This window comes from Agromyces albus (genome assembly GCF_030815405.1).
GTDB lineage: Bacteria > Actinomycetota > Actinomycetes > Actinomycetales > Microbacteriaceae > Agromyces > Agromyces albus_A.
The window spans coordinates 2,659,706-2,683,266 of sequence record NZ_JAUSWX010000001.1 but is presented as its reverse complement, the minus strand read 5'-3'; the positions used below and the strand labels follow the sequence as shown (position 1 = coordinate 2,683,266).

General features: G+C 70.4%; 19 protein-coding genes. 14 read left to right on the top strand and 5 right to left on the bottom strand.

What is annotated here, in order from left to right:
* Positions 1 to 39 precede the first annotated feature (39 nt).
* Positions 40 to 3,660 (bottom strand): DUF3376 domain-containing protein, encoded by a 3,621-nt coding sequence (locus QFZ29_RS12585; protein ID WP_306894425.1) that lies wholly within the window; start codon positions 3,658 to 3,660, stop codon positions 40 to 42.
* Between the two features lie 248 nt (positions 3,661 to 3,908).
* Between QFZ29_RS12585 and QFZ29_RS12580 the strand changes: the two genes are divergently transcribed.
* The 4 genes from QFZ29_RS12580 to QFZ29_RS12565 all read left to right on the top strand — a co-directional run bounded on the left by QFZ29_RS12580 (position 3,909) and on the right by QFZ29_RS12565 (position 9,057).
* Entirely contained in the window at positions 3,909 to 4,574 is a 666-nt protein-coding gene (locus tag QFZ29_RS12580; RefSeq protein WP_306894424.1) for a response regulator transcription factor, read from the top strand.
* On the top strand, positions 4,574 to 6,364 hold the full coding sequence (locus tag QFZ29_RS12575; RefSeq protein ID WP_306894423.1) for a sensor histidine kinase: 1,791 nt from the start codon (positions 4,574 to 4,576) through the stop codon (positions 6,362 to 6,364). Before QFZ29_RS12580 ends, QFZ29_RS12575 begins: the two co-directional genes overlap by 1 nt.
* A gap of 36 nt (positions 6,365 to 6,400) precedes the next feature.
* Positions 6,401 to 7,402, top strand: coding sequence for an adenosine deaminase (locus QFZ29_RS12570; RefSeq protein ID WP_306894422.1), 1,002 nt, complete (start codon positions 6,401 to 6,403; stop codon positions 7,400 to 7,402).
* Between the two features lie 245 nt (positions 7,403 to 7,647).
* Entirely contained in the window at positions 7,648 to 9,057 is a 1,410-nt protein-coding gene (locus QFZ29_RS12565; RefSeq protein ID WP_306894421.1) for an HNH endonuclease signature motif containing protein, read from the top strand.
* A 372-nt stretch (positions 9,058 to 9,429) separates the two neighbouring features.
* Here the strand turns inward: QFZ29_RS12565 and QFZ29_RS12560 are convergent, their stop codons facing one another.
* Positions 9,430 to 9,804: an MGMT family protein gene (locus QFZ29_RS12560; RefSeq protein ID WP_306894420.1), complete on the bottom strand. Its 375-nt coding sequence runs from the start codon at positions 9,802 to 9,804 to the stop codon at positions 9,430 to 9,432.
* Positions 9,805 to 9,806: 2 nt separating this feature from the next.
* Complete coding sequence (locus QFZ29_RS12555) at positions 9,807 to 10,259, bottom strand: GNAT family N-acetyltransferase (protein WP_306894419.1); 453 nt, start codon at positions 10,257 to 10,259, stop codon at positions 9,807 to 9,809.
* Positions 10,260 to 10,424: 165 nt separating this feature from the next.
* Here QFZ29_RS12555 and QFZ29_RS12550 point away from each other — a divergent pair, with 165 nt between their 5' ends.
* The 9 genes from QFZ29_RS12550 (at position 10,425) to QFZ29_RS12510 (ending at position 20,729) form a co-directional block, all read left to right on the top strand.
* Entirely contained in the window at positions 10,425 to 11,639 is a 1,215-nt protein-coding gene (locus tag QFZ29_RS12550) for an NADP-dependent isocitrate dehydrogenase (protein ID WP_306894418.1), read from the top strand.
* A 102-nt stretch (positions 11,640 to 11,741) separates the two neighbouring features.
* The gene (locus QFZ29_RS12545) at positions 11,742 to 12,632 is read left to right on the top strand and encodes a hypothetical protein (protein ID WP_306894417.1); all 891 of its coding nucleotides are present in this window, start codon (positions 11,742 to 11,744) and stop codon (positions 12,630 to 12,632) included.
* Positions 12,633 to 12,806: 174 nt separating this feature from the next.
* Entirely contained in the window at positions 12,807 to 13,898 is a 1,092-nt protein-coding gene (locus tag QFZ29_RS12540) for an ROK family transcriptional regulator (RefSeq protein ID WP_306894416.1), read from the top strand.
* 224 nt (positions 13,899 to 14,122) lie between these two features.
* Positions 14,123 to 15,379: an extracellular solute-binding protein gene (locus tag QFZ29_RS12535; RefSeq protein ID WP_306894415.1), complete on the top strand. Its 1,257-nt coding sequence runs from the start codon at positions 14,123 to 14,125 to the stop codon at positions 15,377 to 15,379.
* 134 nt (positions 15,380 to 15,513) lie between these two features.
* Positions 15,514 to 16,497, top strand: a complete 984-nt coding sequence (locus tag QFZ29_RS12530) for a carbohydrate ABC transporter permease (RefSeq protein WP_306894414.1) — start codon at positions 15,514 to 15,516, stop codon at positions 16,495 to 16,497.
* Positions 16,494 to 17,441, top strand: a complete 948-nt coding sequence (locus QFZ29_RS12525) for a carbohydrate ABC transporter permease (RefSeq protein WP_306894413.1) — start codon at positions 16,494 to 16,496, stop codon at positions 17,439 to 17,441. The genes QFZ29_RS12530 and QFZ29_RS12525 overlap by 4 nt, the downstream gene beginning before the upstream one ends.
* On the top strand, positions 17,438 to 19,036 hold the full coding sequence (locus QFZ29_RS12520) for a glycoside hydrolase family 3 protein (RefSeq protein ID WP_306894412.1): 1,599 nt from the start codon (positions 17,438 to 17,440) through the stop codon (positions 19,034 to 19,036). Before QFZ29_RS12525 ends, QFZ29_RS12520 begins: the two co-directional genes overlap by 4 nt.
* Positions 19,033 to 19,959 carry an ROK family protein gene (locus tag QFZ29_RS12515; RefSeq protein WP_306894411.1) on the top strand — a complete coding sequence of 309 codons (927 nt, stop codon included), beginning with the start codon at positions 19,033 to 19,035 and terminating at the stop codon, positions 19,957 to 19,959. Before QFZ29_RS12520 ends, QFZ29_RS12515 begins: the two co-directional genes overlap by 4 nt.
* The gene (locus tag QFZ29_RS12510) at positions 19,944 to 20,729 is read left to right on the top strand and encodes a glucosamine-6-phosphate deaminase (protein WP_306894410.1); all 786 of its coding nucleotides are present in this window, start codon (positions 19,944 to 19,946) and stop codon (positions 20,727 to 20,729) included. The genes QFZ29_RS12515 and QFZ29_RS12510 overlap by 16 nt, the downstream gene beginning before the upstream one ends.
* Before the next feature lie 71 nt (positions 20,730 to 20,800).
* On the opposite strand, the gene QFZ29_RS12505 is transcribed toward QFZ29_RS12510, so the two are convergent.
* Together QFZ29_RS12505 and purU are read right to left on the bottom strand one after the other, a co-directional pair.
* Positions 20,801 to 21,166, bottom strand: coding sequence for a YrdB family protein (locus QFZ29_RS12505; protein WP_306894409.1), 366 nt, complete (start codon positions 21,164 to 21,166; stop codon positions 20,801 to 20,803).
* A 22-nt stretch (positions 21,167 to 21,188) separates the two neighbouring features.
* Entirely contained in the window at positions 21,189 to 22,067 is an 879-nt protein-coding gene (purU, locus tag QFZ29_RS12500) for a formyltetrahydrofolate deformylase (protein ID WP_306894408.1), read from the bottom strand.
* Positions 22,068 to 22,204: 137 nt separating this feature from the next.
* Here purU and QFZ29_RS12495 point away from each other — a divergent pair, with 137 nt between their 5' ends.
* Positions 22,205 to 23,536: an MFS transporter gene (locus QFZ29_RS12495; protein ID WP_306894407.1), complete on the top strand. Its 1,332-nt coding sequence runs from the start codon at positions 22,205 to 22,207 to the stop codon at positions 23,534 to 23,536.
* The last annotated feature ends 25 nt before the right edge of the window (positions 23,537 to 23,561 follow it).

The window sequence follows — 23,561 nt, the reverse complement described above, 5'->3', positions numbered from 1 at the left end:
GTGAGGTGAGGTGAGGTGAGGTGTGGTGCGCGTGTCTGCTCAGTCGAGCGGCGCGCGCACCACGCGATCGCGTTCGTCGATCTCCGCCTCGGCGGCGCGGGCCTCGGGCAGCCACCAGACGATGTTCGCCCAGGCGACGACGAACGCGGCCGCCTCCAGCGTGTGCTGGAGCAACGGCTCGAGCCGCGCGTCGAGCTCGTTGACGAGGAACGATGCCGCCCAGCCGCCGAGGGCCGAGGCGATCGTGATCGTGAGCCAGTTGACGCCGCGCGAGACCGAGAGGCGGGTGCCGGTGATCGGCAGCCAGTCGTACGTGAGCACGATCGCGACGGCGCTGCCGCTCGCGACGAGGATCGGCAGGAACCACTCTGGCCCTGGGTCGAGCAGCCCTGAGGTCTGCCCGATGAGGAACTGCGTGAGCGGCAGGAGACCGCCGAGCACGGCGAACGTGCCCAGCATCAGCCAGACCCGCAGCCGTCGGCCCGGCACATCGGTGCGCCGCACCGACGTCGCGGCGCGGCTCGTCGTGGCGACGAGCGCGCCGCTCACGCCGAGGCAGAGGACGGTCATGAGCGTGTTCGACTGGTAGATCGAGAACGCGAGCGGGAACAGGCTCAGGATCGCGACGACGCCGTAGAGCAGGGTCGGCCGCCACGCCCGCAGCGCGGCATGCCCGACGAGATCGGCGAGCTCGCCGTCGCTCGCGCGCCTGACGGCGCTCCACCGGAGCCTCGCTTGCACGACGCCGGCCACGAGCAGGGCGAGCAGCACGCCGCAGATCGCCATCGCGATGCCGAAGGGCACCCACGCGATCTCCTGCGGAACGGCCTTCCAGCTCGTGAGCCACGCGGCCGCGGCCACGAAGCCCGCGATGAGCGCGAGCCGCGGCGGGTCGATGAGGGTCGGCAGCGCGACGAGGATGGGGCGCAGCGCGGCGAGCACGGCACCCGCACCGATGGCGATCACGCGACTCACGGGGGAGACGGCCACGCGGTCGATGAGACGCACGGCGCGTGAGGCGATCGCGAATCGGTAGCCGGGGTCGAGGTTCCAGACGGTGTCGGTGCCCGCGCGCAGGCGCACCCTACGGCGGGCACGAGCGGCTTCGACGGCGGCGCGATGATCGGCGACGGCGGCGGGTGTGGCCCAGCGGCCGGCCGCCGGGTGCGCCGACGGGGCCGACGGGGGCGACGAGGAGGACGTGTCGGGCTTGGTCGCCTCCGCCTCGAGCGCAGACACGTGCGCCTCGACGTGGCGTGGGTCATCGGACTCCTCGAGCACCGCATCCTGCACGACGCGCACGTCACGTGCCGGATCGGGCGCTCCCGTCACCGTCGCGGTGAGGAAGCGCACGATGCCCGCCGACGCGTCGAGCCGCCCCCACCACCAGTCGTTCACTCGCCACTCTCGGGCGAGGAAGCCGAGGAAGTTCCCGAAGCCGTAGCCGGCGAGCTTCGCCTGGCGGTCGAGCACCACGTGGTCGGCCGCCTCGTTCAGTCGCTCGGCGACGTCGTCGGGTTTGAGCGTCGAGGCGCGCATCAGCTTCTGCAGCACGGCGTACTTCCGGTCGGCGACGAGGGTCGCGAAGCTCGCCGGTCGGTCGGGCTCCTCGTCGACCCCGATGCTCCAGTACCGGATGCTCGAGAGCGCGGCGGGGATGCCGCCCGCGTTCATGACGGGGGGCAGGTCGACGGCGTAGAGGGTGGGCACGCGACCGAGGGCGCTCCACGGGGACTCCGTCCACGTGCGGCGAGTGGCGTGGTCGTAGTAGCGGATGGTGCGGTCGAGCTTCTTCGTCGCGCTCGCGAGCCGTGAGATCGCGGCATCGAGCGCTCGCCAGTGCGCATCCGTGTCGATCGCATCGGATGCCGCGAACCACGCGTCGAGCCAGTCGTCGAAGTCCTCGCCCCGCGGAACGGCCCGGCGCTCGGCGAGCGATTGCGTGCGATCCAGCACGAGCGCGGTGAGGGCGTCGCGGGAACGGGTGGCGTCGGCGAGTGCCGCGTAGGCGGGCTCGCGCACCTCGGTGAGGGCGATGTGCCGCCGGGAGTCTGGCGACTCGGGCACCGCCTCGAGCGCTCGCGCCCACGAGAGCACGCAGTTCGCGGCATCCGCGAGCGCCAGCACGGATCGCGAGGCGGCCTGCGAATTCTCTGCCGACGCGCGTTCGAACCGGGCGACCGCGTGCGCGGGCAGCCCCGCGAGCGAGACCCGGTCGATCGGCAGGTAGCGCCGGCGCTCGGAGAGCGACGATTGGAGCTGCCAGGCGGAGGGCAGTGAGACGGCCTCGGCGAGATGATCGGCGAGCGTCGTGCCGAGGGAGCGGAGGTAGGCCCGCCTGCGGGCGACGCGGGCCTCGGCGTCCCATGGCGCCGTCGCGATGAGGGAGGCGGCGCTCTCGCGCCGGCCCGACTCGATGAGTCGTGCGGCGTTGAATCGCTGCAGCTCGGCCGCTTCGCGTGCGACGGACTCGCGCCGGAACTGCCGCGAGAGCATCGCGCCGATGGCCCGGAAGAACCGGTTCGCGTTCGGGTCCCACGGCGCCGTGCCGCCGAGCGGCGCATCGGGCTCGGGGTCGAGGAAGATCATCGCGCGATCGGCGAGGCGATCGGATCGGCGGAGCTTCGCCGCACGCAGCGCGCGCTCGATCGGCACATTGTCGAAGACCGCTCCGTCGACGATGCGATACGGGGTGAGCGGTGCGGTGCGGTGCACGCCGAACGCGAAGCGCATGTCACGGGGCTCGACGCCCGCGCGTCCGACGGTCGAGTCGATCTCGGCCGGCTCGAATCCGCCGGGCAGCGACGACGTCGAGCGGGCGGCGAGGGCGAGATGGCCGAGGTGGACGTCGTCGTCGTGCGCCTTGCCGGGGTAGTCGAAGCTGTGCCGGCGAGGGATGAGGTTGTCGAGTGCGTGATCGTCGGAGCCGACGAAGCGGAAGTGGCCGCGACCCTCGTTCACGTCCTCCTCGAACTCGTCGCTCGCGTCGATGAGGGTGGCCGACAGGTCGACGCTCGTGTACTCGGAGACGAGGTCGGGATGGCGGTCGGTGGTCTCGTACAGGGTGCTCAGCTTCTCGTGCGTGCGTGCACGGAAATAGGCCTCGCCCTGCATGAGCGCACGGATGCCCCGGGAGCCGGGCGGGTGCAGCAGGCCCCAGAAGCCGCCGACCTCGCTCCAGGTGTCGAGGAGCGAGTCGAGCCCGGTGCCGGCTCGCTGGGCGACTGAATAGACGACGGCGTTCAGGCCACCGGCGCTCGCGCCTGCGAGGAGGTCGAACTCGACCCGGTCGTAGCGCGCCGCGTCCATGAGGCGCGCGTAGACCTTGATGCGTTCGAGCACCGGCGGCGTGAGGGGCGACTTCGCCGTCATGAGCACGAACGCGAGCGTCTCGTCGCCGTGATCGTAGAGGCGGATGCGGCGCAGCAGGTCGAGTTCGGCGACGGCACCGCCGATCCAGACGGCAAGGCTCACGCCGCCGCGCATCGCGAGGGCCACGCGGAGCGTACGGCCCGAAGCCGGGGTCGCGTCGTGGGCGCGTACGACGTCGTCGAGCCGCTGGTCGGCGGAGACGGTGATGAGGCGGATCGGCCGCGGCGGAGCGGGCGTCGCCCGTACGTCGTCGGCCGGCACTGACCCGGCGGTATCGGTTCGCGGCATCGGGACTCCTCGGTCGGGCATGCGCGTCGTGCTCGGCCATTGGGGGCCTTCGCGGACGAGCGGCGGGGGCGGCTGCGGGTGCGCTCGGCTGGGCGCGCACGTGGCGTGTCCAGCGTGGCATGAACACCGCTGCCGACGCATCAGGGTACCCCCAGAACTGGGCGGACGCGCCTCCCTCCGAAAGCGGTAGAGTCGCGACAAGCGGGCCTGACCCGACAGGATCCCGCACGCCCTGAACGGAGAATGCGATGGAAGGGGCCCCGAAACCACTGCGCGTGGCGATCGCCGACGACGCCCTGCTTCTTCGAGAGGGCATCGCGAAGGTGCTCGCCGACGGCGGCATCGAGGTCGTGGCGTCCGTCAGCACGGGTGCCGAGCTGCTCGAGGTCGCGAATCGCGGCGGACTCGATGCCGCGGTGCTCGACATCAGGATGCCGCCGAGCTACCGCGACGAGGGCATCGTCGCGCTCGAGCAGATGCGAGCCGGCGGTTCCAAGATCGGCGTGCTCCTGCTCTCGATGTACGCCACTCCCGAGTACGCCCTGCGGGTGATGGGAGCCGGCAGCGGCACCGGATACCTCCTGAAGGAACGGGTCTCGGAGCCGCAGACCCTCGTGCGCGCCGTCGAGACCGTCGCGTCGGGCGGATCGGTCGTCGATCCCGAGGTCGTCGAGCAGCTCGTGAAGCGCACGCGCGCCGACGATCCGCTCTCCCGGCTCACCGAGCGTGAGCGCTCCGTGCTCGAACTCATGGCCCAGGGCTACTCGAACGGCGGCATCGCCCAGAGCCTGTTCCTCGGCCTGAAGACGGTGGAGACGCACGTGCGCAGCATCCTCCAGAAGCTCGACCTCGAGGAGTCGCCCGAGCACCACCGCCGCGTGCTCGCTGTGCTCACGCTCCTCGGCGCGAGGTGATGGCTCCCGGCCGCAAGGGCCGGATCGTCAAGCGTTCGGCGGTCATCGTCGCGGTCGTCGCGGTGAGCCTCGCGATGGAGATCTCGGGATTCCTCGCGACGCCCGACGGCGAGCGCCCCGAGGCGTCGTGGACGACGCTGCACGCGATGGTGCCGCTCGTGTTCGCGGCATCCGCGGGTGTGGCCTGGGGCATCGGCTCGGCACTCGTGCCGGCGCGCCTCATGGTGATCTTTCCCCTCCTGTGGATTCCGCAGACCTTCTACCGGGTCATCGAGGAGCTCGGATGGCTCTGGCCGGTCGTGCGGGGCGTCGACCTCGCTTGGGCGGTGCTCACTGGCATCCTCGTGCTCCTCTATCCGAGAGGGTGGCTGATGGGCCGCGTCGACCGGTGGATCGCCGGCATCGCGCTCGCCGCCTCGATCGTGAACCTCCTCGCCGTGCTGCTGCTCGCCGGCCCCGACCCCGCCGTGTGCGAGTGTGCGCCGAATCCCTATCGCATCGCCGAGCTTCCGGCCGTATTCGGGTTCATCGACATCGGCTACCGCATCGTCGGCGTCACCCTCGCCCTCGTGATCGCGGCCAGGCTGCTCGTGAGCTGGATGCGCGGCAGCGTGCCGGCACGCACCGTGGCCTTCCTCATGCCGCTCGCACTGCTCGCGTGGGTCATCACGCTCGCGGCCCAGGCGGTCAGTTACGCCGCCGCGGCGACGGCCGACGAGGTGCTCTCGACCGTCTCACTTATCGCGATCGCGTCGATTCCGGTGAGCTTCGTCGCGGGAATCGCGCATGCGCGCAACATGCGGGCGCGCGTCGCCGACCTCATGCGCATCACAAGGGAGGGCGCCGACCGCGGCCTCTGGGCGGAATCGCTCGCCCGCACCCTGCGGGACGCGTCGGTGCGCGTGTACTGGTGGGACGAGGAGCGCGGCAGGTACGCGGATGCCGCGGGGGAGCCGATCGACCATGACCCGGCCGACCGGCGTGGCGACCACAGCCTGCTCCCGGTCGCTTCGCCGACGGGGATGCCGATCGCCCTCATCCGCCACGACCGCGTGCTCACCGACAACATGCGCCTGCTCGACGGTGTCTCGAGCGCGCTCCGGCTCTCGGTCGACAACGGCCGCCTCCGGTCGGAGATCGAACGCACCCTCGAGCATGTGCGCCAGTCGCGCAGCCGCATCGTCGAGGCGGGCGTCGAGGCCCGTCGCCGCATCGAGCGCGACCTGCATGACGGCGCGCAGCAGCAGCTCGTCTCACTCGGCATGCGGTTGCGGCTCGCCGCGAACGATGCGCGGAGCGCAGGCGACGACGGGTTCGCGGCAGACCTCGAGGACACGATCGCGATGCTCAACCTGGCGCTCAAGGAGCTTCGCGAGCTTGCGCACGGCATCCATCCGAGCCTGCTCAGCTCGGGCGGGCTCGCGCTCGCCGTCCCCGAGCTCGCGGGTCGCTGCCCCGTTCCGGTGGAGATCGACGTGCAGGCCGAGGGGCGGTTGCCCGAGGTGATCGAGTCGACCGCGTACTTCGTGGTGGCCGAGTCGCTTGCGAACGTCGCGAAGCACTCGCGTGCGACGCGGGGATGGGTGCGCGCGCAGGTGCGCGACGGCGAGCTCGAGCTCGTCGTGCGCGACAACGGGGTCGGCGGGGCCTCGCCCGATGGCAGCGGCATGGTGGGCATCGCCGACCGGGTCGACGCGGTGGGCGGCAGGATCGAGATCGAGAGCCCACCGGGGGCGGGCACGACCATCACGGTGCGGATGCCCCTCGGCACCGCGCTCGTCGACGCGTAACACCGGGGAAACGAGCGCGCCGTAGTGTCCCGAGGTATGACCACGTGGCCCACCGCCGAACTCCACATCCACATGGAGGGCACCATCGAGGCGGGGCTTCTCGTCGAGCTCGCCCGTCGCAACGATGTACGGCTTCCGAGCTACGACCCCGACGTGCTGACGGCGAGGTACGACTTCGCCGACCTGCAGTCGTTCCTCGACGTGCACTACTCGAACCTCGCAGTCCTGCGAACGGAGCAGGACTTCCACGACCTCGCGAGCGCCTATTTGCGACGCGCCGCGAACGCCGGGGTGCGTCGAGCTGAGATCTTCTTCGACCCGCAGACGCACCTCGGCAACGGCGTGCCGATCGAGGCGGTCATCGGCGGATTCGACGCGGCCATCGCCGAGGCGACGGGCAGCACTGGGATCTCCGCCGATCTCATTCTGTGCTTCCTGCGCGACCTCGGCGCGGATGCGGCGATGGAGACGCTCGAGACGGCCCTGCCCTTCCGGGATTCCTTCATCGGCGTCGGACTCGACTCCACCGAGGTCGGTTACCCGCCGTCGTTGTTCACCGAGGTGTATGCACGGGCCGCCGCCGAGGGTCTGCATCGCGTCGCGCACGCGGGGGAGGAGGGCGGACCCGAGTATGTGCGGGAGGCGCTCGACCTGCTGAAGGTCGAGCGCATCGACCACGGCAATCGTGCGCTCGAAGATCCCGAGCTCGTTCGCCGGCTGCGCGACGAGCGCGTTCCGCTCACGGTCTGCCCACTGTCGAACGTCGCGCTGCGAACCGCGCCGAGCGATCTCGCGCAGCATCCGCTCCGGGCGATGATGGACGCGGGGCTGCTCGTCTCGATCAACAGCGACGACCCGGCCTACTTCGGCGGGGATGTCGCCGAGAACTACCGCGCGATCGAGTCGGCGCTCTCGCTCGATGCCGCCCAGCTCGCGACGCTCGCGCGGAACTCCTTCGAGTCGGCATTCGCGACCGAGCACGAGAAGGCCAGGTGGATCGCCGAGGTCGACGCGGAACTCTCGAGGGCGACCGGCTGAGCGCCTGGCCGGAGCCGGGGCTGTGATCCGGTGTCTCTCGCGAGGTAGTCGGGCGCAACCCCGTGAGAATCCTCATCCCGGATGGTCGGCGCGGGTGGTGTGTGGGTCGGCGGGCCGTTCCGGCTACGGGCGCTGCGAGGCTCGCGACTTGTCCTCCACAGCTCTACCGTGTGGGAAGTTATTCACGGGCTGACCAGCCATTTCTGACTGCTTCGAATGTCGGTGGGTGCTGTGAGAATGGATTCATGACCAGCCCCCGCGACGCGTTCGAGCAGCTCCGCTCGGCGCTGGCCGGGGTGCCCGGGTCCGAGGCGGCCCTGTTGACTGACGATGAGCTGCTCGCGGCGATGGGCGCGCTGGAGGCGCTCGGACGGGTGGTCGACGCGCGTCGGGTGGCGTTCGCGGGTGAGGTCGCCGAGCGATCGCGTGTTGAGCTCGGTGACCAGCGGCTGTCGACGCGGCGCGGATGCCGCTCCGCGGCGGAGCTCGTCGAGCGCGTGACGGCGGTGTCGGGCGCCGAGGCGCGCCGCCGCATCGGGCTGGGCGGCGCGACGCGGGCGCGCACCGGGTTCACGGGCGAGCCGATCGAGGCCGTGTTCCCGCTCGTCGCTGCCGCGCTTTTCGGGGGCGAGTTGGGCACGGATGCGGCGAGTACGATCATCCGCGAACTGGGCGGCGCCCGGCTGGTCGCCGACCCCGCGGCGTTCGCCGCGGCGGAGGAGGCGCTCGTCGCCGAGGCCACCGGGCACGGTGACGGCGCGCCGCTGCGCTGCACGGCTGACGAGTTGCGGGTGCAGGCGCAGGCGTGGTCGGTGTTCCTCGACCAAGACGGCCCCGAGCCCGATGACGAGCGGGCGATGCGACGCCGTGGGTTCCGGCTCGGCCGGGCACGCGACGGGCTGATCCCGGTCACCGGCGAGCTCATGCCCGAGGTCGCGGCGAAGCTCACGCGGCTCTTCGACGCGCACTTGTCGCCGCGCTGCGGCTCAGGGGCTGGGTTCCAGACCGACGAGGAGCGGGCGGCAGCTGCCGAGTCGGGCGAGACTCGCAGCACCGATCAGCAACGCCACGACGTGCTCGCAGCCGTGATCGATACTGCGGCGCGTTCCGGTGAGCATCCGATGATCGGCGGCGCCGCGCCGACGGTGCTCGTGAGCGTCCGGGCTTCTGACGTCGAGTCCGGGCGTGGAGTCGCGCACGCCGACGGCGTTGAGGTTCCGATTTCGCTCCGCGAGGTCCGGCACATGATGTGCACGGGTGGCACTCAGAAGGTGGTCTTCGACGACGACGGCCGCATCATCACCCTCGGCTCGCCCGAGCGATGCTTCACCCCGCATCAGCGTCGCGCGATCACCCTCCGCGACGGGGGATGCCTCATCCCCGGATGTTCCGTGCCGGCCGCGTGGTGCGAGATCCACCACGTCATCCCCGACGTCGATGGCGGGCCGACTCATCCCGACAACGGCGTGCTCCTGTGCTGGTTCCATCACCGCACCATCGACACGTCGGGTTGGGGCATTCGGATGCACCGCGGCGTGCCGCAGATCCGGCCACCGGCGTGGCTCGACCCCGGCGGCCGGTGGCGCACCGTCACGAAATCCCCGACCCGGCTCGCCGACCAGCGCGACCGAAAACCCGAGGCGCCCGCGGCGTGATCCCGCCGAGCTTCGAGGTCCCCTTCGGCCGCAACGCCGCTCGGCGGTCGCGGCCCGACGATCCTCCTAGGGTGCGGTACGACCGGCAAGCAGTCATCTTCCGCGGCGCCATCGCCCTCGCGGCCATCATCATCTGGCTGGGATGGTCGCCCGAAGGGCATCAGACAAGCCGACCCGCGATGTGATCGGATGCCAGAACGGCGTCACAGTCCTCGAATAGGAAGCCTGCTGTTGGTATGGGCGCGGGTGGCGGGAACAACCGGTAACCGCCACCCGATCGCCCCTCTTTGAAGCGCCGGTCTCGCAGCCGTCCCGATGATATCGGGCGACCCGGTCAATTACCCCGTCTCGGGTCGACTGAGGAGACGCACCCTAGGGCCGCCAGCGGCAGGACGCGAGGTCGATGCGGTACCCGTCGTCGTCGGAGCTCGGTCGCAGCGGCATGCCCTCGGCCTCGTAGTACTCGCGGGCGCGTTCCGCGTAGCCGGGCGGCGGGCGGCCTCCTGCCCGGACGACGCGCCACCAGGCGACATCCGACCCGTACCGTGCCATCACCTGGCCCACGGCGCGTGCAGCGCGCGAGCCGAGGAGTGCTGCGACGTCGCCATAGGTCATCACGCAACCGGAGGGGATGTCGGCGACGACGGCGAGCACCGCGTCGACGAAGCCCATCGGGGCCGGCGTCGTCGCATTCGTCGGCGGCTGCCGTCGCCGCGGGAGATCGTGGCCCTCGGGCGCCGGCGTCATGGTCAGAGCTCGAGCGCGCCGATCACGTCGCCGTACGCCGTCTCACCGACGTCTTTGAAGCCGATGCGGTGGAAGAACGCCTCAGGGCCCTCTGCGCCCGGCTCCCACAGCACGGTGATGCGGTCGAAGCCACGGCGCTTGGCCTCGCCCGCGAGCGCCTCGGCGGCGAAGCGGCCGACGCCCTTGCCCTGCACCTCGGCGTCGACGTTGATGCGCCAGATGCACGCGCGGAACTCCTCGTGGGAGTTCTCGGGATCGAAGTTGCCGTGGATGAATCCGACCACTTTGTCGTCGAGCAGCACGACTCGCTGCCACGCGGTGTTGGGGTTCACGACGGATGCCTCCGCCGAGTACGTGACGGGGGCGATGAACTGTTCCTGGCCGGGCTTCAGCGACAGGTTGTTCGCGGCGACGATGTTCGATGCCGACAGTTCTTCGAGTCTCAGCTCAGCCATGCAGCCAAGGCTAACCGGTGGACGGCCGCCGCTGGTAGCCGAGTCCTGATGCGCGTGCGCGTTTGTCTCGATGTCGAGATATTCCGCCGACGCGCTAAGCTGGCAGACGGCGTCCGCCCGCCCCGCAGGCTTCCCGTTTCCCCCAGTAGATCCAAGGAGACCGTCTTGTCCAAGATCAAGGTTGAAGGCACCGTCGTCGAGCTCGACGGCGACGAGATGACGCGCATCATCTGGCAGGCCATCAAGGACCAGCTCATCCACCCGTACCTCGACGTGAACCTCGAGTACTACGACCTCTCGATCCAGAAGCGCGACGAGACCGACGACCAGATCACCGTCGACGCGGCGCACGCCATCCAGAAGCACGGCGTCGGCGTCAAGTGCGCCACGATCACCCCCGACGAGGCCCGCGTCGAGGAGTTCGGCCTGAAGAAGATGTGGCGCTCGCCGAACGGCACGATCCGCAACATCCTCGGCGGCGTGATCTTCCGCGAGCCGATCATCATCTCGAACATCCCGCGCCTCGTGCCCGGATGGAACAAGCCGATCATCGTCGGCCGCCACGCGTTCGGCGACCAGTACCGCGCCACCGACTTCCGCTTCGAGGGCGAAGGCACCCTCACGATGACCTTCACCCCGAAAGACGGCTCGGAGCCGCAGCAGTTCGAGGTCTTCCAGTCGCCGGGCTCGGGCGTCGCCATGGGCATGTACAACCTCGACGCGTCGATCAGGGACTTCGCCCGCGCCTCGCTGAACTACGGCCTCGCGCGCAACTACCCGGTGTACCTCTCGACGAAGAACACGATCCTGAAGGCCTACGACGGCCGCTTCAAAGACCTGTTCCAGGAGGTCTTCGACGCCGAGTTCAGGCAGGCGTTCGAGACCGCGGGCCTCACCTACGAGCACCGCCTCATCGACGACATGGTCGCGGCATCCCTCAAGTGGGAGGGCGGCTACGTCTGGGCGTGCAAGAACTACGACGGCGACGTGCAGTCCGACACCGTCGCACAGGGCTTCGGTTCGCTCGGCCTCATGACGAGCGTGCTCGCCACGCCCGACGGCAAGGTCGTCGAGGCCGAGGCGGCCCACGGCACCGTCACGCGCCACTACCGCCAGCACCAGCAGGGCAAGCCCACCTCGACGAACCCGATTGCGTCGATCTACGCGTGGACGCGCGGCCTCGCGCACCGCGGCAAGCTCGACGGCAACCAGGAGCTCATCGACTTCGCGACGACGCTCGAAGACGTCGTCATCACGACGGTCGAGTCGGGCGCAATGACGAAAGACCTCGCGGCGCTCGTCGGCCCCGAGCAGGCGTACCAGACGACCGAGGAGTTCCTCTCGACCCTCGCCGCCAACCTCAAGGCACGACTGGCGTAGTCGACGCCACCTCGAGAACGGGGGTCGGATGCCGCGGCATCCGGCCCCGTTCCGTTCGGTTGGCCCTTCCGCTCGCACGTTGCACGGGACACACTGGAGGTGATGCCTCCTGCGTCCGTGCTCCGCCGTCGACGGCGCCTGACCTCGGTTGTCGGCGCCGCGCTCGTCGTGCTCGTCGGCGGCGGATTGTCGATCGCCGCCGTCACGATGACCGCGGAGGCGAGCTCGCAGCTCGACGCGATGCTCCCGAACGCGACCGACGCCTTGGGAGATGCGCTCGGCTCGTTCGACGAGTTGCGCGTCGCCCATGAGGCGGCGCAGGTCGCGCTCGACGACAGCGCGGGCACGGTGCCCGACGAGTCGGCACGCGACGCGCTCGCTGCGGCGCTCGACGAGACGAGCCTGCGTGAAGCCGACGCTCGGGCGGAGCTCGCCGACGCCGCCGAGCTGCTCGATCGGGTTCGCGCCGCGGACCGCTCCGTCATGGCACTGGGCGAGCCGCTGCGAGAGGCCGCCACCGAGCTCGGCACGCAGGAGTTCAACGACGTCGAGCGGTTCTCCGAGAGCGTCGTCGCCCTCGCCGACCCGCTCGAAGCGCTCGCCGCGGCGGTCGACACCTGGAACGAAGCGCAGAAGGCGGAGCAGGAGCGGATCCTCCGCGAGCGCTACACCAACCACGTCTGGACCTCGGGGTGGATCCCCGAGCTCGATGCCTGCCGCGGGTCGGTCGACCTGAGCGCCCAGTACGGCATCGCCGCCATCGCCGAGCACTGGTCGTGCGGTGGCAAGAACTTCCCCGATGACCCAGGCACGATCATCACGCTCACGGGCGTGCATGCCGGCACGTACCGCGTCGAGGGCATCGTGAAGATGCTCAACCAGAGCACCGCGAGCGTCGCCGATCTTCCTCGCGGGTACGACCTCGTGTACCAGACGTGCCAGAACGGCCAGTCGTCGACAATGTCGTACACCGCGCTCACGCGGCTCGACTGAGACCGGCTCGATCGGCTCGAACGCCACCTGTACGTCGGGGCGCCGACGCGCGCCGCACAGTCGCGGCGCATGCTGGGCGGAGGCATCCGCTCGACCGGTCACAACTCGGTAACGTCAAGAAGAAGTGTCCGAGAACTCTTGCGTCAGGTTTGTTCGTAAGCTTTACTAACAAACATGACAGAGCAGGATGCGCAGCAAGGCCTGGACTCCACAGAGCCAGCGCCGGCCCCCTACGGTGCGGCCATCGACCTGCTCACCGTGCCCTTCGCGGGCGCTCCGATCTTCACTCGGGCCCGCGCCCTCCGCCCCACCGGCAAAGTGCTTCCCGAGCACGCGCGCAGCCACAACCGCGCGCTTGTGCTGCAGACCCTCTACTCGGCCGGTGCGCAGAGCCGAGCGGATGTCGCGCGCGAGACCGGCCTCACGAGGGTCACCATCTCCGACCTCGTCGCCGACCTCATCGCCGAGGGGCTCGTCATCGAGCTCGGCCAGCGTGAGGACGCGCGCCCCGGCAAACCCGCCATCCTCATCGACGTCGACCGTGGCGCCTTCCAGATCATCGGCGTCGACCTCTCCGAGCACCAGCGATTCCTCGGCGCGGTCATCGACCTCGACGGCGGCATCGTGTCGCGCGCAGAGGTCGACCGAGCCGGCGCCACGGGCGAACGAGCAGTGGACCTCGTGATCGAGCTCGTACGCGGGATGCTCGCGAGCACGACGACTCCCGTGCTGGGCATCGGCGTCGGCTCGCCCGGTGTCGTCGACCCGCTCGGGGTCGTGCGCTCGGCGCCGAACCTCGGGTGGACCGACGTCGCGCTCCAGGCGCGCCTCGCCAACGAGTTCTCCCTGCCCGTGCACGTCGCGAACGACGCCAACGTCGCCGTGCTCGCCGAGCACGGAGCCTCGCAACTCGACGACCTGCTGCTCGTGAAGATCGGGCACGGTGTCGGCGCCGGGCTCATCATCGGCGGCCGTCCGGTCATCGGTGGCGGCTTCGCGGCCGGCGAGATCGGCCATGTCGTCGTCGGCACCGACGGCGGTCCGCGCTGTGCGTGCGGCAAGCACGGATGCCTCGAGGTGTGGCTCGCCGTGCCGCGACTCACCGCCCGACTCGACGCGATCGACCCCGAGTCGCCCCGACGCGGCATCCGCTCGCGACGAGATCCTGCACGAGGCCGGCCGGCGGCTCGGCATCGTGCTCGCCCCCGTGGTCGGTGCGCTCAATCTCGCCGAGGTCGTGCTCAGCGGCCCGGCCGAACTGCTTGACGGCGCCTTGCACGAGGCGACCGTCGAAACGCTCCGGAATCGGACGATGGCGGAACACAACCGCGATCTGAGGCTCCGGATGACCGCGCAGGCGCAGGACATCGTCTTGCGCGGGGCGGCCGTCATGGTCCTGTCCGGACAACTCGGAGTCGCGTGACGGACTCCACCGCACCAAGGGTGACAGCGACCCCGCTGTTCCCCGCACCCGATGAAAGGAAACGACAATGAGGAAACTCGGCATTGTGGCGCTCGGCGCCGCCGCTGCCCTGACCCTTGCCGGTTGTGGCACAGGTGGTGGAGGCGAATCCGCCGACGGCGGACAGATCACCGTCTGGGTCGTCGGCACAGACACCCCCGATGACGCCCGCACGTACCTCAAGGACACGTTCGAAGCGGAGAACGAGGGGTGGACGCTCACCGTCGAGGAGAAGACCTGGGCCGACGTCAGCGACACGTATGCTGCGGCGCTCCAGTCGAACGACTCGCCCGACGTCGTCGAGGTCGGGAACACCCAGACCGCGAGCTTCGCGGATCAGGGCCTGTTCCTGCCCATCACCGACCTTCGCGACGACCTCGGCGGCGACGACTTCCTCCCGGGTCTCGAGGAGTCGGCGACCTACGACGGCGAACTGTACGCCGTGCCGTACTACGCCGGCGGCCGCATCGTGTTCTACAGCCAGCAGGTCCTCGGCGACACGCCCCTTCCCACGACGCTCGACGAGTACGTCGCGGCAGGCACGGCACTGAAGACCGACACCCGCTCGGGAATCTGGGCGCCGGGTCGCGACTGGTACAACGCCCTTCCCTACGTCTGGGCGCACGGCGGCTTCATCGCCGAGCAGGACGGCGACGAGTGGACGGCCGGATTCTCCAGCGACGGCGGCATCAAGGGCCTGACTCAGCTGCAGGAGGTCTACCTCAACGCGTCGATCGCAGCGAAGGACGGCGACGAGACCGACCCGCAGGTCCCGTTCTGCGCCGGTGAGACCGCATTCCTCTCGGCGCCCGCATGGGTGCAGTGGAGCATCACGGCTCCGGCCGACGCGGAGGCGCCGGGTTGCCCCGACACCTTCGGCTCCGATCTCGGTGCGTTCCCGCTGCCCGGTCTCGAGGCGGGCGAGACCGCTCCGATCTTCGCCGGCGGCTCGAACATGGCCGTCGCCACGAAGAGTGCCAACCCCGAGCAGGCGAAGGCCGCCCTGGCCATCATCACCTCGTCGGAGTACCAGGAGATCATGGCGGAGAACGGCCTGACCCCGGGCATCATCTCCGCTGCCGCTGCGCTGCCCGACACCGAGATCGCGAAGGCCCAGGCCACCGCACTCGAGAACTCGAAGGTCACCCCGACGACGCCCAAGTGGGCCGAGGTCGAGGCCGCGCAGATCATCCAGGAGGCGCTCGTGAAGATCGCCCAGGGTGGCGACGTCGCGACCATCGCCACCGAGCTCGATGCGCAGATCGAGGAGATCCTCAACGGCTGATCCGTTGAGCCAGGCGAGGGGCGGAAGGCCCACGGGTCCCCGCCCCTCGTCCATCCCGGCGGCACCGCGTCCGCACGCACGACGTACCATCATTCCCACCGCGACCCCCGCGGTGCCCATCCAGGGAGCAGCCGATGAGCGCAACCCTCACCGAGCCTGACGCAGCGCCGCGCACGCCCAGCGCACGACCGCCCGGCATCCCCGGCACCACCTCGGCCGGTCGCCGCAGGAAGCGCCAGCCGATCACCCCGTGGCTCCTGCTGGCACCGAGCATCGTGCTGCTCGGCGTCATGGTGGTCTACCCCTCGGTCGTCATGGTGATCAATTCGTTCACCAACCTCGAGATCAAGAACAAGATGCTCGGCACCCCGGCCGACTTCGTGGGCTTCGACAACTACATCGAGGTCTTCACGAAGTCGGACTTCCCGGCCGTGCTCGCCCGGAGCCTCGGCCTCATGGTCGTGCTGACCGCGCTGATCATCGTCGGCGGCATGCTCATCGCGCTGCTGATGACGAAGCTCGCCAAGGGATGGCGCCTGCTCGTCTCGATCGGCCTCCTCCTCGCGTGGGCGATGCCGCCGCTGTCGGCGACGGTCGTCTGGGGCTGGATCTTCGACACCCAGTACGGGCTCGTGAACTGGTTCCTGAACACCCTCACGGGCACGAACGACTTCAACAGTCACTCGTGGCTCATCGATCCGTGGTCGTTCATGCTGGTGCTCACGATCATCATCGTCTGGCAGGGCATCCCGTTCGCGGCCTTCACGTTCTACGCGGGCCTCGGCCAGGTGCCCGACGAGGTGCTCGAGGCCTCGCAGCTCGACGGCGCGAACGCGAGGCAGCGATTTCGGCTCATCGTCATGCCGTACCTGCGGAACGTGGTCACCGCGGTGCTCGTGCTCGAGACGATCTGGAACCTGCGGATCTTCACGCAGGTCTACGCACTGCAGCAGCAGGGCGGAATCGCCTCGGAGACGAACGTGCTCGGCACCTACCTGTTCCGCCAGGGGCTCGGCGAGTTCGGCGTCACCGCCGCGATCGGCGTGTTCATGGTGATCCTGCTCATGGGGATCTCGTACTTCAACGTCCGCAACACCCTGAAGGAGGAGGAGCTGTGAGCACGCAGATCACTCCCGCCGTCCAGCGCGCCGAGGAGCCCGCCCGCACCGACCTCGGCGTCGTCGGCACGCGCGCCCTGCGCGGTGCCCGGCGACCGGGCGGGAAGCGCCTCAGTCGAGCCGGCTACGCCGCCATCGCGATCGTCGTCTTCGTCTGCTCGGTCTTCCCCGTCTACTGGATGGTGAACATGTCGTTCACCCCGCCGAACAAGATCATCAGCCGCGATCCGAGCCTCCTCCCGCTCGAGTTCACCTGGAAGAACTACGTCACCGCGTGGACTCGCGAGGCCGCGCCCGGCCAGACCGACTTCCCGCACGCCCTCGCGTCGAGCCTCGGCGTGGCCATCGCGGTCGTCATCGTCTGCGCACTCTTCGCGTTCCTCGCCTCGATCGCGATCGCCAGGTTCGCCTTCCGCGGCCGGGTCGTCTTCATCGTGAGCGTGCTCGTCGTGCAGATGGTGCCGGGCGAGGCCATGATGTTCACGATCTACAACATGGTCGACGACTGGCGCCTCATGAACACGCTCGTCGGCTTGTTCATCGTGCACCTGGCATCCGTCGTGCCCTTCACGATCTGGACCCTCCGCGGCTTCGTCAAGGGCGTGCCCGCCGACCTCGAGGAGGCCGCGCAGATCGACGGATGCACCAAGTCGCAGGCGTTCTGGCGAGTCACCTTCCCCCTGCTCGCGCCGGGGCTCGTCTCGACGGGCATCTTCGCGTTCATCCAGAGCTGGAACGAGTTCCTGATGGCGCTCCTCTTCCTGAAGGGCTACAACCTCACGCTCCCGCCGTGGCTGAACTCCTTCCAGTCCGCGACGGAGGCGACGAACTGGGGCGCGGTGATGGCCGGTTCGACGCTCATCGCGCTGCCCGTCGTCATCTTCTTCCTCTTCGTGCAGGGCCGGATGACCGGCGGACTCGTGAGCGGGGCCGTCAAGGGATGACCGCGCTCGACGAGACCGGCGCGGGAACCGACCTGCGCCGGGACATCCTCACGACACTGCTTCCGGGCTTCGCCGGCACGGAGGTGCCCTCGTGGCTCCTCCGCCGCCTCGCCGACGGCCTCGGCGGCGTGTGCGTATTCGGCCCCAACATCCGCTCCGTGGCGCAGTTGCGTGCCATGAGCACCGCGCTGCGCACGGCGAACCCGCTCGCGATCGTCGCGATCGACGAGGAGGGCGGCGACGTCACGCGGTTGTTCTACGACCGCGGGGCGCCCTATCCGGGCAACGCCGTGCTCGGTCGCGTCGACGATCCCGAGCTCACCGCGCGCGTGGCGCGAGCGGTGGGGGAGGCGCTGCTGGCCACGGGATGCACCGTGACCTTCGCCCCCGACATCGACGTCAACTCCAATCCCGACAACCCGGTGATCGGGGTGCGGAGCTTCGGCGCCGACCCCGAACTCGTCGCGCGGCACGCCGCCGCGTGGACCCGGGGACTCCAGGAGACCGGCATCGCCGCGAGCGCGAAGCACTTCCCGGGCCACGGCGACACCGCGACCGACTCGCACCTCGCGCTGCCCGTCGTCGACGTGCCGCTCGAGACGCTCCGCGAGCGGGAGCTCGTGCCGTTCCGCGCCGCAATCGCCGCGGGCACGCGCACGATCATGACATCCCACATCCTGCTGCCCCAGCTCGACGCCGACAACCCGGCGACCCTCTCGCCGCGCATCCTGCAGGGTCTGTTGCGCGGGGAGCTCGGATTCGAGGGCGTCATCGTGACCGACGCGCTCGACATGCACGGGGCGAGCGGCACGCACGGCATCCCCGAGGCCGCGGTTCGGGCCCTCGCCGCCGGGTGCGACCTGCTCTGCATCGGGTTCGACAACACCGACGCGCAGCTCGACGACCTCGTCGCCGCCGTCGAGCACGCGATCGCCTCCGGGCGGCTGCCGGCGGAGCGCGTGCGCGATGCCGCACGACGTGTGCGCGAGCTCGGCGCGAGCGCGCCGCCGGTGAGCGACCTCCCGGCGTTGCCGCCGACGATCGAGCCCGAGCGCGACGGGCAGGAGCTCGCCCGGGTGATCGACGCGTTCGAAGTGTCGGATGCCGCTCGCACTCGTTTGGCCCGATCCGCGCGCATCGGCACGGTGGTGCGGATCGACACCGTCGCGAACATCGCCGTCGGCGTCGCGCCGTGGGGACCCTTCGCGGCGGAGGCGCTCGCCGGGGGCCCCTCGTGGCTCGGCGAGGCCGACGTGGTGACGGTGTCGGCCGAGCGCGAGCTCGCGGGCCCGTCCGCCCTCGCCGGGACCGTGCTCGTCGTGGGCAAGGACCTGCACCGGCATCCGTTCGCCCGTGCCGCGATCGAGGCGCTCCGCACCGTGCGCGACGACGTCGTGACGATCGACCTCGGGTGGCCGTCGAACGATCGAGCATTCGCCGACGTCGCGACGTTCGGCGCGTCGCGGCTCCTCGGCGAAGCGGTCGTGGAGTTCGTGGCGGCCTCGCTCACGGCCCCGGCGACCCCGACGACCCCGACGACCCCGCCGACCCCGCCGACCCCGCCGTCCCCGCCGTCCGTGGCGGAGGTGTCGTGAGGCTCGGCATCGACATCGGGGGCACGAAGACCGCTGCGGTCGCGATCGGCGCCGACGGCGAGCTCACCGACCAGGTGCGGATGCCGACCGGGTTCGGTGCCGAGGCGGTCGTCGCGACGGCGCTCCGCACGGTCGAGCGGATGACCGAGCTGGCGGGCGTGGGCGTCGCGTCGTTCATGTCGATCGGCATCGGCATCCCGGGCGCCGTCGACAGCGACACGGGCCGGGTCGCCCACGCCGTGAACCTCGGGCTCGAGGGCCTCGACCTCGGCTCGCGCCTGTCCGACACGCTCGGCGTCGCGGTTCGCGTCGAGAACGACGTGAAGGCGGCGGCGGTCGGCGCGCACCACCTGCTCGGCGTCGCCGACGGCATCCGTGCCCACTCGATGGCCTACCTCAACCTCGGCACGGGGCTCGCGGCCGGCATCGTGCTCGACGGGCGACTGCTGCGCGGCGGTCACGGCGTCGCCGGCGAGATCGGCCATCTCCCGGTCGACCCCGGCGGCGTGGTGTGCGGGTGCGGGCAGCGTGGCTGCCTCGAGACGTTCGCCTCGGGCTCCGCGATCGCCCGGATGTGGCCGACCGCGCACGCGCTGCCCGCCCGGGCGCTGTTCGACGCCGCCGATGCCGGCGACAAGCGCGCGATCGAGGTGCGTGAGCGGTTCCTCACCGGTGTCGCGGCGGCCGTACGGCTGCTCGTGCTCACGACCGATGTCGACGACGTCGTGATCGGCGGCGGGCTCTCCGCGCTGGGTGGTCCGCTCCTGGCCGGCACTCGCCGTATTCTGGGCGAGTGGGCCCCCGACTCGGCCTTCCTCGCTTCGCTCGACCTCGCCGCACGGGTGCAGGTCATCCCGTTCGGATTTCCCGCGGCCGCCGTGGGTGCCGCTCTCGTAGGAGAACACCAATGGCTGAAGTCGTGATCGTCGCCGATGCGGATGCCGCAGGGGCCGTCGTCGCCGACGCGATCGTCGCCCTCATCCGGTCCAAGCCCGATGCGGTGCTCGGCCTCGCGACCGGCTCGACGCCGCTCGCGAGCTACCGTGCGCTCGCACGCCGCATCACCGACGACGGCATCGACGTGCGGGGCGTGCGCGGATTCGCGCTCGACGAGTACGTGGGGCTGCCAGCGGGGCATCCCGAGAGCTACCGGGCCGTGATCACGCGCGAGGTCGTCGAGCCGCTCGGCCTCACCCCCGAGCTCGTGCGCGTGCCGCATGGCGACCCGGCGACCATCCGCACCGCCGGCGACGACTACGAGCGTGCGATCACCGCAGCAGGGGGAGTCGACCTGCAGATCCTCGGCATCGGCCGCACGGGCCACATCGGCTTCAACGAGCCGGGCTCCTCGCTCGCCTCGCTCACGCGAGTGAAGACCCTCACCGAGTCGACGCGGCTCGACAATGCGCGCTTCTTCGACTCGCCCGACGACGTGCCCATGCACTGCATCACCCAGGGAATCGGCACGATCCTCCGCGCCCGGCACCTCGTGCTCCTCGCGTTCGGCAAGGCCAAGGCGCACGCGGTGGCCGCCGCGGTCGAGGGCCCGGTCTCGGCGAGCCAGCCGGGTTCGGCGATCCAGCTGCACGCGCACGCGACGGTGATCGTCGACGAGGCCGCGGCATCCGGTCTCGCCAATCTCGACTACTACCGGCACGCCTGGGCGCACAAGCCGGACTGGCAGGGCATCTGACGCGAGCTGATGCCGCTGCGGCATCCGTGATCCTGCACCTCGTGCCGGGCGCGGTCAGCCGCTCACGGGCGTCAGGCGAGCTGCCTGCGGCCGTTCAGGATGCCGCTGACGGCGGCGGTCACGGCGAACACGATCGCCACGACGGGCTGGCCGAGCATCCACCATCCGATCGCCGCTGACGAGAACACCGCGATCTCGACGAGCGCCTTGCCGAACACATCGATGCGGAACACCGCCTTCGGCGAGACGAAGAGCGCCCACACGAGGATCGCGAGCGCGGGAGCGCCGAGGCCCACGAGCAGACCGGGCCACGGGAGGGGGAACGCCATGAAGCCCCAGATGCCGAGCGAGACGAACGCGAAGAGCTCGAGGAAGAAACGGAGGATGTCGTTCGGCCCGACTCTCGGCTCGGTTCGCTCGGTTCGTGCTTCGGTCATCGGGCCAGTTTACCGGCGCGGCTCAACGGAAGATGATCGTGCGGGCACCGTCGACGAGCACCCGGCGCTCGGCGAACCACTTCACCGCCTGGCTGAGCGTGCGGCTCTCTTCGTCTTGCCCGATGGCGACGAGCTCGGCCGGGCTGCGCGAGTGATCGACGCGCACCACGTTCTGCTCGATGATCGGCCCCTCGTCGAGATCGCTCGTGACGAAGTGCGCGGTCGCGCCGATGAGCTTCACGCCGCGCGCGTGCGCCTGGCGATATGGATTCGCGCCCTTGAACCCCGGCAGGAACGAGTGGTGGATGTTGATGCACCGGCCCTCGAGCGCCGCGCAGAGCTCGGGGGAGAGGATCTGCATGTACCGGGCGAGCACCACGAGCTCGATGTCGTGCTCGTCGACCGCCTCGAGCACGCGGGCCTCGAACGCCGCCTTCGCCTCGGGCGATGTCACTGCCGCCGATTCGAACGGCACGCCGTAGAAGTCGACCAGGTCGCGCAGCGTGCCGTGGTTCGAGAGCACGAGCGGGATCTCCACGGGCAGTTGCCCGGCCCGCTGGCGGAACAGCAGGTCGTTCACGCAGTGGCCCGCGGTCGACGCGAGCACGAGCGTGCGCAGTGGCCGCCCCACCTCGTCGAGGTGCCACGACATGTTCCATCGATCGGTGACCGGCGCGAGCGCCTCCTCGAGTTCGGAGCGGCCGGCGGGCGACTCCACCTGCAGGCGCATGAAGAAGCGCCCGGTGTCGAGGCTCGTGAACTGCTGGCTCTCGGTGATGTTGCCGCGAGCCGCGACGATCGCCCCGCTCACCGCGTGCACGATGCCGGGACCATCGATGCAGCTGAGGGTCAGCACCCAGTGGAACAAGTGGGTGGGCGCTGCTGGGGCTTGCGTGGTCATCCGCCCAGATTACTGCGTCGGGTACACTGATCTCGGTCGTCGGTTCTCGTGCGGCCCTGGGCGCGCACATGAGCGCGTAGTCGGCCCGCGGCGGTGAAGCATCCCGCGCCGGGTAACGCCGTCGGAGAGACCTCCGTATGTCCGTCACCGAATCCGCGCGCTCGCGCGCGCCACGATTGCCCTGGCCGGGGCTGCTCGCCCTCGCCGCGGCCGTCTTCCTCTCGATCACGACCGAGATGCTGCCCACCGGGCTGCTGCCCGAGATGAGCGCCGGCCTCGGCGTCGCCGAACCGCTTGTCGGCCTGCTCGTCTCGGTGTTCGCGTTCGCCGTCGTGGTCACGAGCGCTCCGCTCACGGCATTGACGAGCCGGATGCCGCGGCACGGCCTCCTCGTCGCCGTGCTCGTCGTGCTCGGCCTCTCCACACTGGCCTCGGCGCTCGTGTCCGACTATTGGATGCTCGTCCTGGTGCGCATCGCGGGCGGCATCGCCCATGGCGTCTTCTGGGCGCTCGTCGCGGCCTATGCCGCGCGCCTCGTGGTGCCCGCCCAGATCGGGCGGGCCGTCGCGGTGACCCTCGGTGGCGGCACGCTCGCGCTCGTGGCCGGCGTGCCGGCGACGACCGCGCTCGGCCAGCTGCTCGGCTGGCGATCCGTGTTCGCGATCGTCGCCGCGCTCACGCTCGGCGGTGCCCTGCTCGTGTGGCGGATCCTGCCGAGGGTCGACTCCGCCGGGTCGCCGGCCGCGGCGGCGCGCTTCCGGCCGGGCGACCCGGGGCTTCGACCGGTGCTGGTCGTCTGCGCGGTTACAGCCGTCACGATGCTCGGCCAGTACGCCGTCTTCACCTACGTCAGCCCGATCATCATCGTCGTGCTCGGGTTCGACCCCGGTCTCGTCGGGCCGCTCCTGTTCGTGTACGGCGTTACGGGAGCGGCGGGGCTTGCGGTCACTGGATCCGCGATCGCCCGGAACCCCACGCGCGCGATCGTGGCGGCGATGGCCCTCGCCGCGGCAGCGCTGCTCATGCTCGGGGCGTCCCTCGGCGACGTGCCCTCGCTCATCGCCTTCGCGGTGTGGGGGCTCGCCTTCGGGGCGATCCCGCCGCTCCTGTACACCCGGTTGCTGCACGCCACGCCCGAGAGCCACCGCGACGCCGCGAGCGCGCTCTACACGACGGCGTTCAACATCGGCATCGGCGGCGGGGCGCTCGTGGGCGCGGTCGTGTTCGGCTGGATCGGCGTGCAGGTGCTGCCGTTCCTCTATGCCGCGGTACTCGTCGTGGCCGCCCTCGTCGTGATGCGAGCCGCCGGGCGTGGGCGGGCGCGGGCTCAGCCGGCGGGGATCACCGGCGGCACCGAGACGAGGTCGATCCCGTTGGGAGTGGTGCCCGGCACCCCGCCGAGCAGGTCGTCGGCCGTTCCGGAGATTGTCGCGACCGCGGCCGGCCCCACGCGTCCGTCGACCGCGTAACGAACTTCCACCGTTCGCGAGCTGT

What these genes read in the sequence shown, in the direction of transcription:
- QFZ29_RS12555 (WP_306894419.1), bottom strand. Translation starts at nt 10,259, where the DNA reads ATGGCTGAGCTGAGACTCGAAGAACTGTCGGCATCGAACATCGTCGCC.
- purU (WP_306894408.1), bottom strand. Translation starts at nt 22,067, where the DNA reads ATGACCACGCAAGCCCCAGCAGCGCCCACCCACTTGTTCCACTGGGTG.
- QFZ29_RS12580 (WP_306894424.1), top strand. Translation starts at nt 3,909, where the DNA reads ATGGAAGGGGCCCCGAAACCACTGCGCGTGGCGATCGCCGACGACGCC.
- QFZ29_RS12510 (WP_306894410.1), top strand. Translation starts at nt 19,944, where the DNA reads ATGGCTGAAGTCGTGATCGTCGCCGATGCGGATGCCGCAGGGGCCGTC.
- QFZ29_RS12520 (WP_306894412.1), top strand. Translation starts at nt 17,438, where the DNA reads ATGACCGCGCTCGACGAGACCGGCGCGGGAACCGACCTGCGCCGGGAC.
- QFZ29_RS12535 (WP_306894415.1), top strand. Translation starts at nt 14,123, where the DNA reads ATGAGGAAACTCGGCATTGTGGCGCTCGGCGCCGCCGCTGCCCTGACC.
- QFZ29_RS12575 (WP_306894423.1), top strand. Translation starts at nt 4,574, where the DNA reads ATGGCTCCCGGCCGCAAGGGCCGGATCGTCAAGCGTTCGGCGGTCATC.
- QFZ29_RS12570 (WP_306894422.1), top strand. Translation starts at nt 6,401, where the DNA reads ATGACCACGTGGCCCACCGCCGAACTCCACATCCACATGGAGGGCACC.
- QFZ29_RS12530 (WP_306894414.1), top strand. Translation starts at nt 15,514, where the DNA reads ATGAGCGCAACCCTCACCGAGCCTGACGCAGCGCCGCGCACGCCCAGC.
- QFZ29_RS12540 (WP_306894416.1), top strand. Translation starts at nt 12,807, where the DNA reads ATGACAGAGCAGGATGCGCAGCAAGGCCTGGACTCCACAGAGCCAGCG.
- QFZ29_RS12545 (WP_306894417.1), top strand. Translation starts at nt 11,742, where the DNA reads ATGCCTCCTGCGTCCGTGCTCCGCCGTCGACGGCGCCTGACCTCGGTT.
- QFZ29_RS12560 (WP_306894420.1), bottom strand. Translation starts at nt 9,804, where the DNA reads ATGACGCCGGCGCCCGAGGGCCACGATCTCCCGCGGCGACGGCAGCCG.
- QFZ29_RS12495 (WP_306894407.1), top strand. Translation starts at nt 22,205, where the DNA reads ATGTCCGTCACCGAATCCGCGCGCTCGCGCGCGCCACGATTGCCCTGG.
- QFZ29_RS12565 (WP_306894421.1), top strand. Translation starts at nt 7,648, where the DNA reads ATGACCAGCCCCCGCGACGCGTTCGAGCAGCTCCGCTCGGCGCTGGCC.
- QFZ29_RS12585 (WP_306894425.1), bottom strand. Translation starts at nt 3,660, where the DNA reads ATGCCGCGAACCGATACCGCCGGGTCAGTGCCGGCCGACGACGTACGG.
- QFZ29_RS12505 (WP_306894409.1), bottom strand. Translation starts at nt 21,166, where the DNA reads ATGACCGAAGCACGAACCGAGCGAACCGAGCCGAGAGTCGGGCCGAAC.